General features: G+C 61.3%; 16 protein-coding genes. 12 read left to right on the top strand and 4 right to left on the bottom strand.

From position 1 onward, the window contains the following. Positions 1-8: 8 nt before the first annotated feature. Positions 9-662 (bottom strand): fructose-6-phosphate aldolase, encoded by a 654-nt coding sequence (gene fsa, locus LOX95_RS00560; protein WP_242912342.1) that lies wholly within the window; start codon positions 660-662, stop codon positions 9-11. Positions 663-692: 30 nt separating this feature from the next. Between fsa and LOX95_RS00555 the strand changes: the two genes are divergently transcribed. Further along, positions 693-2,855: a primosomal protein N' gene (locus tag LOX95_RS00555; protein WP_242912341.1), complete on the top strand. Its 2,163-nt coding sequence runs from the start codon at positions 693-695 to the stop codon at positions 2,853-2,855. Positions 2,856-2,909: 54 nt separating this feature from the next. On the opposite strand, the gene LOX95_RS00550 is transcribed toward LOX95_RS00555, so the two are convergent. Then, on the bottom strand, positions 2,910-3,722 hold the full coding sequence (locus LOX95_RS00550; protein ID WP_242912340.1) for a TerC family protein: 813 nt from the start codon (positions 3,720-3,722) through the stop codon (positions 2,910-2,912). 355 nt (positions 3,723-4,077) lie between these two features. Here LOX95_RS00550 and LOX95_RS00545 point away from each other — a divergent pair, with 355 nt between their 5' ends. The 5 genes from LOX95_RS00545 to LOX95_RS00525 all read left to right on the top strand — a co-directional run bounded on the left by LOX95_RS00545 (position 4,078) and on the right by LOX95_RS00525 (position 8,970). Then, positions 4,078-4,632, top strand: a complete 555-nt coding sequence (locus LOX95_RS00545) for a F0F1 ATP synthase subunit delta (RefSeq protein ID WP_242912339.1) — start codon at positions 4,078-4,080, stop codon at positions 4,630-4,632. Positions 4,633-4,700: 68 nt separating this feature from the next. Further along, the gene (gene atpA, locus LOX95_RS00540; protein WP_242912338.1) at positions 4,701-6,233 is read left to right on the top strand and encodes a F0F1 ATP synthase subunit alpha; all 1,533 of its coding nucleotides are present in this window, start codon (positions 4,701-4,703) and stop codon (positions 6,231-6,233) included. Positions 6,234-6,263: 30 nt separating this feature from the next. Beyond that, positions 6,264-7,136 (top strand): F0F1 ATP synthase subunit gamma, encoded by an 873-nt coding sequence (locus tag LOX95_RS00535; RefSeq protein ID WP_242912337.1) that lies wholly within the window; start codon positions 6,264-6,266, stop codon positions 7,134-7,136. Positions 7,137-7,170: 34 nt separating this feature from the next. Beyond that, entirely contained in the window at positions 7,171-8,700 is a 1,530-nt protein-coding gene (gene atpD, locus LOX95_RS00530) for a F0F1 ATP synthase subunit beta (RefSeq protein WP_242912336.1), read from the top strand. 3 nt (positions 8,701-8,703) lie between these two features. Further along, the gene (locus LOX95_RS00525) at positions 8,704-8,970 is read left to right on the top strand and encodes an ATP synthase F1 subunit epsilon (protein ID WP_242912335.1); all 267 of its coding nucleotides are present in this window, start codon (positions 8,704-8,706) and stop codon (positions 8,968-8,970) included. A gap of 73 nt (positions 8,971-9,043) precedes the next feature. On the opposite strand, the gene LOX95_RS00520 is transcribed toward LOX95_RS00525, so the two are convergent. Next, complete coding sequence (locus LOX95_RS00520) at positions 9,044-9,520, bottom strand: RNA pyrophosphohydrolase (protein ID WP_242912334.1); 477 nt, start codon at positions 9,518-9,520, stop codon at positions 9,044-9,046. 81 nt (positions 9,521-9,601) lie between these two features. Here LOX95_RS00520 and LOX95_RS00515 point away from each other — a divergent pair, with 81 nt between their 5' ends. Continuing rightward, positions 9,602-10,015, top strand: coding sequence for a Tat pathway signal protein (locus LOX95_RS00515; RefSeq protein WP_242912333.1), 414 nt, complete (start codon positions 9,602-9,604; stop codon positions 10,013-10,015). A 4-nt stretch (positions 10,016-10,019) separates the two neighbouring features. Here the strand turns inward: LOX95_RS00515 and LOX95_RS00510 are convergent, their stop codons facing one another. Further along, positions 10,020-10,994 (bottom strand): ABC transporter ATP-binding protein, encoded by a 975-nt coding sequence (locus LOX95_RS00510; RefSeq protein ID WP_242912332.1) that lies wholly within the window; start codon positions 10,992-10,994, stop codon positions 10,020-10,022. A 168-nt stretch (positions 10,995-11,162) separates the two neighbouring features. On the opposite strand from LOX95_RS00510, the gene LOX95_RS00505 reads away from it, so the two are divergent. From LOX95_RS00505 to LOX95_RS00485, 5 genes are all read left to right on the top strand, one after another. Beyond that, positions 11,163-11,477, top strand: a complete 315-nt coding sequence (locus LOX95_RS00505; RefSeq protein WP_242912331.1) for a hypothetical protein — start codon at positions 11,163-11,165, stop codon at positions 11,475-11,477. Positions 11,478-11,579: 102 nt separating this feature from the next. Continuing rightward, on the top strand, positions 11,580-11,819 hold the full coding sequence (locus LOX95_RS00500; RefSeq protein ID WP_242912330.1) for a zinc-finger domain-containing protein: 240 nt from the start codon (positions 11,580-11,582) through the stop codon (positions 11,817-11,819). 44 nt (positions 11,820-11,863) lie between these two features. Further along, positions 11,864-12,304: a lactoylglutathione lyase gene (gloA, locus tag LOX95_RS00495; protein ID WP_242912329.1), complete on the top strand. Its 441-nt coding sequence runs from the start codon at positions 11,864-11,866 to the stop codon at positions 12,302-12,304. After that, positions 12,304-12,945, top strand: a complete 642-nt coding sequence (locus tag LOX95_RS00490) for a DUF6655 family protein (protein ID WP_242912328.1) — start codon at positions 12,304-12,306, stop codon at positions 12,943-12,945. Before gloA ends, LOX95_RS00490 begins: the two co-directional genes overlap by 1 nt. Positions 12,946-13,051: 106 nt before the next feature. After that, a complete protein-coding gene (locus tag LOX95_RS00485) occupies positions 13,052-13,726 on the top strand; it encodes a nicotinate-nucleotide adenylyltransferase (RefSeq protein WP_282452561.1) in 675 nt (224 codons plus the stop codon). The last annotated feature ends 64 nt before the right edge of the window (positions 13,727-13,790 follow it).

The following is a 13,790-nucleotide window of genomic DNA, read 5'->3' as shown; positions in this document are numbered from 1 at the left end:
ATCGCAGATTACAGAATGGACTGGCCGGTCTTGCCCCAGTCCGCAAGGAAGGCATCAAGCCCCTTTTCGGTTAATGGGTGCTTTACCAAGTCCTTCAAAACCGCAGGCGGAAGTGTCGCAGCATCCGCACCGGCGATGGCCGCAGCCTCGACGTGGGCCGTGTTGCGCAAGGATGCGGCGAGGATTTGCGTCTCGAAACCCTGCATGTCGTACAGGGCGCGAATCTCTTCGATCAGGAGGCCACCGTCGGCACCGTGATCGTCCAGACGCCCGACAAACGGGGAGATAAAGGTCGCGCCAGCCTTGGCCGCCAGCATGGCCTGGGCTGCAGAGAAGCACAGGGTGACGTTGGTTTTGATCCCGCGGTCGGTGAAGGTGCGGGTGGCGCGCAGGCCATCCCACGTAAGCGGCAGTTTAACGACCACATTCTTGTGGATCGCAGCCAGCTTCTCGCCTTCCTTGACCATGGTGTCATAATCGGTAGCAACAGCCTCTGCCGAAATAGGCCCCTCGACGAGAGCACAAATCTCGGCAATGACCTCAGCAATGTTCCGACCCGACTTAGCGATCAGAGAAGGATTGGTGGTGACGCCATCGACCATGCCTGTGGGCAGGATGTCCTTAATGACGGCGACGTCGGCGGTATCGAGGAAGATTTTCATGGCCGCCAAGGTAGCGCGGGTGGTGTTCGCGTGAAAGTGGCGTCTGTGCTTGTGCCCCTGCCTGTGCAGGAGGCGTTCGACTATGAGGTGCCCGAGGGGATCGAAGTGGCGCGCGGCGATCAGGTCGATGTGCCGCTGGGGCCGCGCCTGTTACGCGGGATCGTCTCGGACGTCTTTGAAACGACCGGCTCCAACCGCAAGTTGAAGGCGATTGTTCAAAAGGCGAGCGACCCGTCCTTGCCTTTGGCGACCGTCGATTTTGTCGAGTGGGCCGCGCGGTGGACGCTGAACCCGCCCGGAGAGATGGCATCGCGCGCACTTCGGGGCCTTCGTGCGCCGCGCCCCCGTCCTGAGCGACGGGTGCGACGGGTCGAGATGCGCCAGCCGCTGCGTACCACCACGGCTCGTACATCGGTCATCGAGGCATTGGGCGATCGCGCCATGACGCCAGCCGATCTGGCGCGCGCGGCAGGTGTCTCGTCCGGTGTGATCAAAGGGCTGGTGGATGAAGGGGTGCTGGAGGTCTTCGAGGTCGAAGCCATGGCAGCCTTTGACCGGCCACGCCCTGCGCATGCGCCCGCCACCCTAAATCCCGATCAGGCGGCCTCGGCCAAGGCCATGTCGGCGGCGGCCATCGGGGGTGGGTTCTCGCCCTTCCTGCTGGATGGCATCACCGGCTCGGGCAAGACCGAAACCTATCTGGAAGCCGCCGCGGATTTGTTGGCGGCAAAGCCCGATGCGCAGGTTCTGATCCTGCTGCCGGAAATCGCGCTGACGCAGGCATTGATCGAGCGAATCACCCGCCGGTTCGGCGCTGCTCCGGCGGAATGGCATTCCGGCGTTTCAGCTGCGCGCCGTCGTCAGGTGTGGGAAGGGGTGCGGGCAGGGCGCTGTAATATCGTCGTCGGTGCCCGCTCGGCGCTGTTCCTGCCCTACACCGATCTGGCCATGATCGTGGTCGATGAAGAGCACGACGGGTCCTACAAACAGGAAGAGGGCCTTGTCTATCATGGCCGCGATTTAGCTGTGGCACGGGCGCGTATCGAGGGTGCGACGGTGGTATTGGCTTCGGCGACCCCGTCGCTGGAGACGCTGTGGAATGCCCGTCAGGGGCGTTATCGCTGGCTTCAGCTGAAGTCACGTCACGGGGTGGCGGTGCTGCCGGATATTTCGCTGGTGGACCTGCGCCAAAATCCGCCCGATCCCCAGACGTGGCTGTCCCAGACCCTGCGCGAAGAGATCGGCACCAATTTGGCGCGGGGGGAGCAGACGCTGCTGTTCCTTAACCGTCGTGGCTATGCGCCGGTGGTACTGTGCCGTGCTTGCGGACATCGCCTGACAGCCCCCGATACGGATAGCTGGCTGGTCGAGCATAGATACACAGGTCGACTGGTTTGCCACCTGACGGGCTTTTCCATGCCCAAGCCCAAGGCCTGTCCGTCTTGCGGAGCCGAAGACACGCTGGTGTCTGTCGGACCGGGGGTCGAGCGTGTGGAAGAAGAAGTGCGCCAATTGTTCCCCGAGGCGCGCACAGCCGTGTTCTCATCGGACACGGTGCCGGACGGCGAGGCGGCGCGGGCGCTGATCCAGTCGATGGCCGATGGCGAGATCGATATTCTCGTCGCTACGCAGGCGGCCGCAAAGGGCCACAACTTCCCGCTTCTCACCCTTGTAGGCGTTGTGGATGCCGATCTGGGCTTGCGCGGCGGTGACCTGCGGGCGGCTGAGCGGACCTATCAACTGCTGGCGCAGGCCACGGGCCGCGCCGGCCGTGCAGACAAACCTGGGCGTGCGTTGTTGCAGACGTGGACGCCTGAACATCCGGTGCTCGAAGCCTTAGCCGCTAATGACCGCGATGCCTTTGTCGAGGCCGAGATGGGCGAGCGGGAACTGGGCACTATGCCGCCGTTTGGCAGGCTGACGGCTCTGATCCTGTCTAGCGAAAACGCCCATGCTCTGGAAAAGACCGCGCGTGAGTTGGCAGCCGCCATCCCGAACGCCGAGCGGTTGGAAGTTTACGGTCCAGCTGATGCGCCGCTGGCACTGGTGCGGGGGCGTCGACGAAAACGCCTGCTGGTTCGTGCTGATCGTGACGTAAACCTTCAGGCTTTCCTGCGGGCTTGGCTATCACGGGTGAAGGTTCCCGCCTCTGTTCGGCTGACGGTCGATGTCGATCCCTACAGCTTCCTCTAGGACATAGAAAAGGGCCCCGCCGGATGACGGGGCCCTTTGACATATTTACAGGCTTTAGACCTGTGGGGTCTGTTTCGCCTTCAAAGCAGCCTCGGCCGCCTCTTTTCTAATCTTGGCGTTACGAGACCACATGTTCAGGCCCTCGACCAGAGCCGAGAAGGCCATAGCCGTATAGATATAGCCCTTCGGCACGTGAGCGCCGAAGCCGTCGGCGATCAGAACCACACCGATCATCAGCAGGAAACCCAGAGCCAGCATGACGACGGTCGGGTTCTTGTCGATGAAGTTGGCAAGGGGGTCCGAGGCCAGCAGCATGGTGAGAACCGCAATAATCACGGCAACCATCATGATCGGCACGTGCTCGGTCATACCCACGGCGGTCAGGATCGAGTCGACCGAGAACACGAGGTCCAGCAGGATGATCTGAACGATGGCCGAGCCAACGTTGTTGATCACGGCGTCCTTCTTTTCTTTCTCAAGCAGGCCGGTGTCTGAAGGCGTGGTGTCCACCGAGTGGTGGATTTCCTTGGTCGCCTTCCAGATCAGGAACAGGCCACCCGCGATCAGGATCAGGTCACGCCACGAGAACGAGGTCTCGAAGCCGGCACCCGACCAACCGAGGTCGAACACAGGTTGGGTCAGACCGACGATCCAGCCGATGGTCGCCAGAAGTGCCAGACGCATGATCAGTGCAAGGCCGATACCGATGCGACGGGTGCGCTGACGGTGCTCGGGCGGTAGTTTGTTCGACAGGATCGAGATAAAGATCAGATTGTCGATGCCGAGGACCACTTCCATGACCACAAGGGTCACAAGGGCCGCCCAGGCGGCCGGATCGGTCAAAAGGGGAGTTATGCTTTCGAGCATTGCAGGTCCTGCGGTTAATTATACGGCGAGACGCCTAATCGGCCTGTGAGTGTGCATCAAGAGGCGGCAGTATGCCGCAACGTCGCACCCCCACCCATAGCTGTCATAGACATAGCCCCCGACTTTTGTCGGTTTTAGCGAAGATTCAGCGATTAGAGTGCGTATCTGCACCGAACGTTCCGACTCCGTTGGTTGCGACTTTCGGCCTTGCGTGGTATTGGCCGCGCGGCTTTGAAGAAGGGCGTATCGCGAGATGCGTCCTGAATGTGCTTTCTACAAGCATATCAAGCCCTTGATCGGCGTGGGAAACTGCGGCCGGTTTTGATGCAAACGCTCAATATGCGGATCAAACTTAGTGGCGGACGATTTCAGGACGACGGAAGTCGGCGGACGGTATGCTCAGGCACTGTTCGACCTCGCAGAAGACAACGGTGTCATCGACGCCGTACGCGCTGATTTGGCGTCGCTGAAGGCCGCTTGGCTTGAAAGCGCGGATCTGCGCCGTCTCGCAACCTCGCCGGTGATCGGCTCGGAAGATCAAGCCAAGGGCCTGGTCGCCGTAGCTGAAAAGGCGCAGTTCAATGCTGTGACCCGCAATTTGCTGGGTCTGTTGGCAAAGAATGGCCGTGCGGCGGACCTGCCGGGCGTGATTGCTGGCTTCGCGGCTCTGTATGCCCAGAAGACCGGCATCGTAGCCGCAGAGATCGTTTCGGCGGTCGAACTGACTGCTGCACAGTCTAAAAAGATTCAATCGGAGCTGCGCGCCGCACTTGGCCGTGATCCGGAACTGACTACCCGTGTCGATCCGTCGATCCTGGGTGGGCTTAAGGTCAAAGTGGGTTCGAAGCTGTTCGATGCCTCGCTGAAGACCAAGCTCGACCAAATGACCTTTGCGCTGAAGCGCGCCTAAGCCCGAAACCGAAGACATTTGCCGGGCCGCAAGGCCCGCACCGAAGTACGAAAGCCAGAGAGCTCAACATGGACATCCGCGCCGCCGAAATTTCGGCCATTCTCAAGTCGCAGATCGCCAATTTCGGCGTTGAAGCTGACGTCTCCGACGTCGGCCAAGTGCTGTCGGTCGGCGACGGCATTGCCCGCGTTCACGGTCTGGACAATGTCCAAGCCGGCGAAATGGTGGAATTCACCAAGGCTGGCGTTAAGGGCATGGCCCTGAACCTGGAACGCGACAACGTCGGCGTCGTGATCTTCGGCACCGATGCCGAAATCTCGGAAGGCGACGATGTACGCCGTCTGGGCGAAATCGTGGACGTGCCGGTTGGCAAGGGTCTGCTGGGTCGCGTTGTGAACCCGCTGGGCGAGCCGATCGACGGCAAGGGCCCGATCGAGTTCACCGAGCGTCGCCGCGTTGACGTTAAGGCTCCGGGCATCATCCCGCGTAAGTCGGTTCACGAGCCGATGCAAACCGGCCTGAAGTCGATCGACACCCTGATCCCGATCGGCCGTGGCCAGCGCGAGCTGATCATTGGTGACCGTCAGGTCGGCAAGACCGCCGTCGCCGTCGACACCATCCTGAACCAAAAGCCGTTGAACAAGTCGGACGACGAGTCGCAGAAGCTGTACTGCATCTACGTCGCCATCGGCCAAAAGCGTTCGACCGTTGCCCAGATCGTTAAGACCCTCGAAGAGTCGGGCGCTCTGGAATACACCATCGTGGTTGCTGCAACCGCCTCGGAACCGGCTCCGCTGCAGTTCCTGGCTCCGTTCGCTGGTACCGCCATGGGCGAGTTCTTCCGCGACAACGGCATGCACGGCCTGATCGTTTACGACGATCTGTCGAAGCAAGCTGTGGCTTACCGTCAAATGTCGCTGCTGCTGCGCCGTCCGCCGGGCCGCGAAGCCTATCCGGGCGACGTTTTCTACCTGCACTCGCGTCTGCTGGAACGTTCGGCCAAGCTGAACGGCGACTACGGTTCGGGCTCGCTGACCGCTCTGCCGATCATCGAAACCCAGGCTAACGACGTGTCGGCCTACATCCCGACCAACGTGATCTCGATCACCGACGGCCAGATATTCCTGGAATCGGACCTGTTCTACCAAGGCATTCGTCCGGCTGTTAACGTTGGTATCTCGGTTTCGCGCGTGGGTTCGTCGGCTCAAACCAAGGCGATGAAGAAGGTTGCTGGCCCGATTAAGGGCGAGCTGGCTCAATATCGCGAAATGGCTGCCTTCGCTAAGTTCGGTTCGGACCTCGACGTCTCGACCCAGAAGCTGCTGGCCCGTGGTGCCCGTCTGACCGAGCTGCTGAAGCAGCCGCAGTACGCTCCGCTGACCATGGAAGAGCAGGTTGTGTCGGTTTACGCCGGTACCCGCGGCTACCTGGACGGTATCGCAGTGGCTGACGTTGGTCGCTTCGAGAAGGAACTGCTGGCCCGCGTGCACGCTAACAACGCGTCGCTGCTGGAAGGCATCCGTACCAAGAAGGACCTGACCGCCGAGCTCGAAACCGAGCTTAAGGGCGTTCTGGAAGCCTTCCTCAAGACCTTCGCCTAAGAGCACCAACCGAAGCGAGAGTAACGCCGGATGGCCAGCCTCAAGGAAATGCGCAATCGGATCGGAAGCGTCAAGTCGACGCAGAAGATCACGAAAGCCCTGAACATGGTCGCCGCGGCCAAGCTGAAGCGTTCACAGGAACAGGCTGAAAATGCCCGTCCTTACGCCCAGCGTATGGCTTCGGTGATCGCTAACCTGGCCGCCGGTGTGCAAGGTGCGGATGCTCCGCGCCTTCTCGCCGGGACCGGTGAAGATCAACGTCACCTCATCGTGGTGGCCACTGCCGACAAGGGTCTGGCAGGCGGCTTCTCCTCGAACGTGATCAAGGCCGCGCGCGAGCGCATCAACAGCCTGATCGCCCAGGGTAAAGACGTTAAGATCATCGCCGTTGGCCGCAAATCCCGCGACCAGCTGCAGCGCCTCTATGGCGAGAAGCTGGTTCGCACCTTCGAACTGTCGGAACACAAGACCGTCGGTCTGCACTCGGCCCAGCCGATTGCCGAACTGATCGCCGAAATGTTCGAGAACGGTGAGGCCGATGTGGTCCAGCTGTTCTACAGCCAGTTCAAGTCGGTGATCCAACAGGTTCCGACCGGCGCACAGCTGGTTCCGGCTGAAGTCCAAACGGCTTCGGCGGACAACAGCACGGCTCTGTACGAGTACGAGCCCTCGGAGGAGGAAATCCTCGAGACGCTGCTGCCGCGCAACCTGACCACCCAGATCCTGGCGGCTCTGCTGGAAAACCAAGCAGGCTTCTTCGGTTCGCAGATGGCAGCGATGGACAACGCAACGCGTAACGCGGGCGACCTCATCAATGCCTTGACCCTGCAGTACAACCGTAAACGTCAGGCCCAGATCACTACCGAGCTGATCGAGATCATCGCTGGCGCCGAAGCCATCTGATCCCGAACGACCCCATTCCGAACCGGACACACCCATGACCGACGCCACCGCACCGAAGAAACCCGCCGCCAAGAAGCCGGCCGCCAAGAAGACCGTCGCTGCTACCGCCGCCGTTGCTGGCCAGGGCAAGATCGCCCAGGTCATCGGCGCCGTTGTCGACGTTCAGTTCGAAGGCCAACTGCCGGCGATCCTGAACGCTCTGGAAACCCAGAACGTCGACCAGAAGACCGGCGAGCCGTTCACCCTCGTCCTCGAGGTTGCCCAGCACCTCGGCGAGAACATGGTTCGCGCCATCTCGATGGACACCACCGAAGGCCTGACCCGTGGTCAAGCCGTCGTTGACACCGGCAAGTCGATCATGGCTCCGGTTGGTCCGGGCACGCTCGGCCGCATCATGAACGTCGTCGGTCAGCCGATCGACGAAGCCGGCCCGCTGCAAACCACCGAATACCGTCCGATCCACAAGGACGCTCCGACCTTCGACCAACAGTCGACCTCGGCTGAAATCCTGGTCACCGGCATTAAGGTCATCGACCTGATCTGCCCGTACACCAAGGGTGGTAAGATCGGCCTGTTCGGCGGCGCTGGCGTCGGCAAGACCGTCACCATGCAAGAGCTGATCAACAACATCGCTAAGGCATACGGCGGTTACTCGGTTCTGGCCGGCGTGGGTGAACGTACCCGCGAAGGTAACGACCTGTACCACGAGATGATCGAGTCGAACGTGAACGTCGACCCGAAGGAAAACAACGGTTCGACCGTTGGCTCGAAGTGCGCCCTCGTTTACGGCCAAATGAACGAACCGCCGGGCGCCCGCGCTCGTGTGGCTCTGACCGGCCTGTCGATCGCTGAATACTTCCGCGACGAAGAAGGCAAGGACGTGCTGCTGTTCGTCGACAACATCTTCCGCTTCACCCAAGCGGGTTCGGAAGTGTCGGCACTGCTGGGCCGTATTCCTTCGGCAGTGGGCTATCAGCCGACGCTGGCGACCGAAATGGGTAACCTGCAAGAGCGCATCACCTCGACCAAGAAGGGCTCGATCACCTCGGTTCAAGCCATCTACGTCCCGGCCGATGACCTTACCGACCCGGCACCTGCTGGTACCTTCGCCCACTTGGACGCGACGACCGTTCTGAACCGCGACATCGCGGCTCAAGCTATCTTCCCGGCCGTGGACCCGCTGGACTCGACCTCGCGTATCATGGACCCGCTGGTCATCGGTGAAGAACACTACACCGTTGCCCGTCAGGTTCAGGAAACCCTGCAACAGTACAAGGCGCTGAAGGACATCATCGCCATCCTGGGCATGGACGAACTGTCGGAAGACGACAAACTGGTCGTTGCCCGCGCTCGTAAGATCCAGCGCTTCCTGTCGCAGCCGTTCCACGTGGCTGAGCAGTTCACGAACACCCCGGGTGCATTCGTTGAACTGGCTGACACCATCCGCTCGTTCAAGGGCATCGTGGCTGGTGAATACGACCACCTGCCGGAAGCTGCTTTCTACATGGTTGGCGCGATCGACGAAGTCGTCGCTAAGGCCGAGAAGATGGCTGCTGAGGCCTAATCCATGACCGGCAAGCTGAACTTCTCCCTCGTCGCTCCGGAACGCGAAATCTTCGCGGGCCAGGTCGATCAGGTCGACGCACCGGGTGTCGAGGGCGACTTCGGCGTCCTTCCGGGCCACGCCCCGTTCATGACCACGCTGCGTGAAGGCGTGATCACGATCTACGAAGGCAACGCCCGCCGTCGCTTCGACGTCAAAGGCGGTTTCGCCGACGTCAACGGTGAGGGTCTGACGATCCTCGCTGAAGAGGCTTCGGAAATCGTCGCCTAAGGCTCGATCCGGACTAAAATAGAAAAGGCCCCCGTCATTGATGGCGGGGGCCTTTTTGTTGGCTAGGGAGCGTTCAGGACGCGAGGTGTTTGAAGGCCTCGACGACGCCTTCATAGGCTTCGCGCTTGAAGGGCACGATAAGGTCCAGCGCTTCGCCCAGATCGCCCCAGCGCCATTCCTCGAACTCGACCTCGTCATCGGCGAACAGATCGATTTCGCTGTCGGGTCCGGTCAGGCGAAAGGCGAACCACATCTGGCGCTGCCCCTTGAAGCCGCGCCACGCTTTGGGTCCCTGCATATGGTCGGGGAAGTCGTAAAAAACCCAAGTGTCGGTGCGGGCCAGAAGCTCGGCAGAAGTGACGCCGGTCTCTTCGCGAAGTTCGCGGCGTGCGGCCGCTTCTAGATCTTCGCCGTCATCCACCCCGCCTTGAGGAAACTGCCAGTTGTAGGGGGCCGGTGTATGGGCTCTGCGTCCCAACCAGACCTTGCCCTCGGCGTTGAACAGGACGACCCCGACATTGGGGCGGTAGGCGTTGATATCTCTCGTCATAGGACAACGCTAAACCGCTGACGGTGCGAGTGCCAGTGCCTGTGTAACCGGACCTTAAACAGAATGCGGCATCCTGGGACGATGCAACGTCGCGCTTTTATTCTCGCTGCTCTTGGCTTTTCGGCTCTGGGCTTGTCGGCTCAGGCTGTTCCTGCAGCGGCCAGTCCCAAGGGGCAATCCTCCGCACCTGCGGGAGGGGAGTTGGACATGCCGCTGTCGACCGCCACGGTTCTGCGCCCTCAGGGACGCAGAGCGATCATCTCGGTCGAGAGCACCTTGGTGATTGCAGATGGCGCATTGCTGGAGCGAGCCAAGCTGTCACGGCCGCGCCTGAATGCAGCCTTCGCCGACGCCGTGCGTGTTGAGGCCAGCCGGATGCTGCCAGACGCGGTGCCTGACCTGAACGCCCTGACCCGCGCCCTTCAGCAGGCTGCGGATCGCGTTCTGGGAAGGGCAGGGGCAAGGGTGCTGCTGGGCACCGTTATGGTGATCTGACGGATCAGTCCTTGGTGGGATCCGGACGGCTGTTGTCGCCATAGGTCAGAGCGAGGAAGACGTCCTCCAGATCGGGGTCCTCGGTCGTGATATCGCGGATCGAGATACCGGCAGCACGTACCGCAGCCAGAACATTCTCGACGCTGGACTCGCCCGTACGATAAGTCACAGCGAATGCGCCGTTGGGGCGAGGCATGACCGTAAAGCCGGTCAGCTCGGGCAGGGCATCGATCGGATTCTCGGGCACGACAACAACGTTGCGGGTATCCAAACGGCGCAGCAGTTGCTGGGTGGGCTCACAGGTGATGACTTCGCCGCGATTGACGATGGCGATCGTGTCGCAAAGCTCTTGCGCTTCTTCGAGGTAGTGGGTCGTCAGGATGACGGTGACGCCTTCCTCGTTGATCTTGCGCACATAATCCCAAAGCTGGCGGCGCAGTTCGACGTCCACGCCCGCGGTCGGCTCGTCGAGGATCAGGACAGGCGGATTATGTACCAGCGCCTTGGCCACCATCAGGCGACGCTTCATACCACCGGAGAGTTGGCGCACATAGGCATTTGCCTTGTCCGAAAGGCCCAGCGCCGCCAGCAGTTCGTCAGAGCGGCGCTCGTTCGCTGGCACGCCATAGAAACCGGCCTGTACCTCGAGGCTTTCGCGCGGGGTGAAGAAAACGTCTGCGACGATTTCCTGAGGCACCACGCCCAAAGCCGAGCGGGCATCGCGCGCTTCGGTATCGATGTCCCGATCCCAGATTTTGACCGAGCCTTCGGATTTGTTGACCACACCGGCAATGATGTTGATAAGCGTGGACTTGCCCGCGCCATTCGGGCCCAGAAGGCCGAACATCGAACCACGCTTGACGGTCAGATCCACGCCCCGCAGGGCGACCTTGGCCGGAGCCTTGCCATTGCCCTTGTAGGTCTTTTTCAGACCGCGAACTTCGATGGCGTTATCGGGCAGGGCAGAGGATGCGGTCATGCGGTCGGCTTTGACTGAAAAGAATGATGGTCGGTCCGATAGGTAGGGATGAACGGGCCGCTCGCCAAGCCGGAACACCATAAAAACCTCTGACAAGCTTGCTTGACATGCGTGCGACACGGTGTGTAAAGGTTCATTGACATTAGGACAAGCGATCTGGACATATCCATGACCCACTCGACCCAAGCCCTCGGCACCGCCACCCCGCAACGCTCGCGCAAACTTAAGACTATCGGATTGGTCGCATTTGGATTTTGCGTGCTGGGCTACGCCGGCTTTGTCGGGGCCTTCTTCGCCATCAAAGCCGGATATATCTCAACCGCCTTCGGCCTCACGCTGGCGGGCATCTTCGGGGTGATCGGCGAGGCGGGGCTCTGGATTGGCGCGGCCTGTCTGGGGCTTGGCCTTTACACCCGCCGTCGAGAAAAGCTTGCGCGTTGGTTTGGCCGCGCAAAGTCGGCATTCAACCGCTCGGGTCGATAGGGCTTTGCGGTTCACGGGGTCAAAAGCCGAGCCATTGCCGATGGTTTGACCTTGTGGCGGTGTGAGCTTAGGAAGGCCCAAACGCCTTCCCGAGGATACATCATGCCGCCGCGCCACTCTGACGCCATCGTCCCGCAAGCTGAAGAAATTCTGGTCACGCAAAAGCGCGTTGCCTGTGATGGCGGCGGCGGTGCGCTGGGCCACCCGCTGGTCTATCTGGAAATGGGCGAGGACACCTCTGTCGAGTGCACCTATTGCGACCGTCGCTTTGTGCTGTCGGCCCATCATCACGACGAGAGCGAGTATCTCGATCCGGCGGCCCGTCCGCCCGAAGCGCACTAAAGCGCTGTCGTTCGATTTCTCCCCCGTCTCACGATAGGCCTAACATGCGTTATCTCCACACCATGGTCCGCGTGAAGGACCTCGATGCCTCGCTCCGTTTCTACTGCGACTTGCTGGGTCTGGTTCAGACCCGCCGCATGGACAGCGAAGAAGGTCGCTTTTCGCTGATCTATCTGGCCGCGCCGGAAGACGAGGCCCGCGCCCGCGCCGAAAAGCAGCCGGAAGTGGAACTGACCTATAACTGGGACACCGAAGATTACGCCGGTGGCCGAAACTTCGGTCACCTCGCCTTCGAGGTCGACGACATCTACGCTGCTTGCGAAAAGCTGGCGGCTGGTGGCGTGACCATCAACCGTCCGCCGCGCGATGGCTGGATGGCTTTCATCCGTTCGCCTGACGGTATTTCGGTTGAACTGCTGCAAAAGGGCGAACGCCTCGCTCCGGCCGAGCCTTGGGCCTCTATGCCGAACACGGGCAGCTGGTAATGACAATGGCACATGGGATTGCCCGCAAAGCTCTGGTGGTGTCCGCACTGGCCGCCGCTGTGGCCAGCCTTTCCGCATGTGCCTCGGTCACCGAGACTAACCCTGCACGAACTGCCACCGACATGCTGTTGGTGAACCGCGCCGCCGAGCGAGCCGTCGAGGGCCTGACCCTGCCGATCCCGCAAGGCGCGCGTGTCTATGTCGATGAAACCTATTTCGTCGCCGAAAACTCCAAATACGCCATCAGTGCTATCCGCGCGGCCCTGTCCGAAGCGGGCTATGCGCTGGTGCGCGAGCGCGGCGAGTCCGATGCGGTCTTTGAGGTCCGCGCAACGGCGCTGTCGCTGGAACAGATGCGTCGCGTTTTCGGCATTCCGGATATGCGCGTGCCGATCAACGACGCGCTGAACGTCGTCTCCATCCCCGAAGTGTCGATCTATTCGAACCGCGACCGTATGGGCGTGGCCGAGTTCTCGGGCTTTATCTACGACACCCGCACGGGCTTGCCGCTGGGGGCTGTGACCCCGATGATCGGCCAGTACAAGATCCGCAGCCACAAGGCGCTGATGATGGTCACGTGGGGCCAGCAACTGGCCCAGCCGGGCGAGCGTGATCCGGGCTCAAGCTGGCGCGAATTCTAACTGCCCTCGGGTAAACTTTCGCGCTTTTATCTCGCGACATAGCCGATGCTGCATGTTAGGGCACGGTTGAGCATAAGCCGCTGTCGATCCCTTAGCCGAGCTGCCCTTGTCGTTTTTCCATGCCGGTCCTGCACCTAAAGGCAGCGGTCCCCGAGGGGGCGCGCTGCGCGATGGCCTGCATCTAACGCCGGGGATGAAGGTCGGTCTGTTTGGCGGGTCGTTCAATCCAGCCCACGACGGACATGCCCACGTTGCCGAAACAGCGATGCGCCGCCTGGGTCTGGATCGCGTGGTGTGGATGGTCTCGCCGCAGAACCCGCTGAAATCCAGCCACGAGATGGCCCCTCTCGCCGAACGGATGCAGTCCGCGCGTGAGGTGGCCCGTACCGTCGGCCCGAACATGATTGTTTCGGATGTCGAGACCCGTATCGGCACCCAATGGACAATCGATACGCTTAGAACTTTGGTCGCCCGTCACCCAGGGGTGAAGTTTGTCTGGTTGATGGGGTCCGACAATCTCGCCGACTTCCATCGCTGGAGAGGCTGGACCGACATCATGCGGCTGATGCCGATGGCAGTCATCGCCCGCCCCGGAAGCCTGCTGGACAGCCGTTCTGCGCCCGCAGCGGTACGTTTCGGGCGCAACCGCATCCCGTCAAATGAGGCGGGTCTGCTGCCTAGTCTGCAGGCGCCTGCGTGGACCTATATTGTGGCCCCTCTGAACCCGCGTTCCTCGACCGCGATACGCGCTTCACGCAAGCGGTCTGCGCAGGACGGGTGACGTCAATCGCGGGGTGTGCTATAGTCAGGGTTTGGTAAACCCTATTGGAGCCCTCCGCTGAGCC

Source organism: Brevundimonas pishanensis, assembly GCF_022750635.1.
In the GTDB taxonomy this organism is placed as follows: domain Bacteria; phylum Pseudomonadota; class Alphaproteobacteria; order Caulobacterales; family Caulobacteraceae; genus Brevundimonas; species Brevundimonas pishanensis.
Note: the sequence above shows the minus strand (reverse complement) of the source record. Positions and strands in the feature narration are given on the sequence as shown.

What these genes read in the sequence shown, in the direction of transcription:
- fsa (WP_242912342.1), bottom strand. Translation starts at nt 662, where the DNA reads ATGAAAATCTTCCTCGATACCGCCGACGTCGCCGTCATTAAGGACATC.
- atpD (WP_242912336.1), top strand. Translation starts at nt 7,171, where the DNA reads ATGACCGACGCCACCGCACCGAAGAAACCCGCCGCCAAGAAGCCGGCC.
- LOX95_RS00500 (WP_242912330.1), top strand. Translation starts at nt 11,580, where the DNA reads ATGCCGCCGCGCCACTCTGACGCCATCGTCCCGCAAGCTGAAGAAATT.
- LOX95_RS00525 (WP_242912335.1), top strand. Translation starts at nt 8,704, where the DNA reads ATGACCGGCAAGCTGAACTTCTCCCTCGTCGCTCCGGAACGCGAAATC.
- LOX95_RS00535 (WP_242912337.1), top strand. Translation starts at nt 6,264, where the DNA reads ATGGCCAGCCTCAAGGAAATGCGCAATCGGATCGGAAGCGTCAAGTCG.
- LOX95_RS00490 (WP_242912328.1), top strand. Translation starts at nt 12,304, where the DNA reads ATGACAATGGCACATGGGATTGCCCGCAAAGCTCTGGTGGTGTCCGCA.
- LOX95_RS00550 (WP_242912340.1), bottom strand. Translation starts at nt 3,722, where the DNA reads ATGCTCGAAAGCATAACTCCCCTTTTGACCGATCCGGCCGCCTGGGCG.
- LOX95_RS00505 (WP_242912331.1), top strand. Translation starts at nt 11,163, where the DNA reads ATGACCCACTCGACCCAAGCCCTCGGCACCGCCACCCCGCAACGCTCG.
- LOX95_RS00515 (WP_242912333.1), top strand. Translation starts at nt 9,602, where the DNA reads ATGCAACGTCGCGCTTTTATTCTCGCTGCTCTTGGCTTTTCGGCTCTG.
- atpA (WP_242912338.1), top strand. Translation starts at nt 4,701, where the DNA reads ATGGACATCCGCGCCGCCGAAATTTCGGCCATTCTCAAGTCGCAGATC.
- gloA (WP_242912329.1), top strand. Translation starts at nt 11,864, where the DNA reads ATGCGTTATCTCCACACCATGGTCCGCGTGAAGGACCTCGATGCCTCG.
- LOX95_RS00520 (WP_242912334.1), bottom strand. Translation starts at nt 9,520, where the DNA reads ATGACGAGAGATATCAACGCCTACCGCCCCAATGTCGGGGTCGTCCTG.
- LOX95_RS00510 (WP_242912332.1), bottom strand. Translation starts at nt 10,994, where the DNA reads ATGACCGCATCCTCTGCCCTGCCCGATAACGCCATCGAAGTTCGCGGT.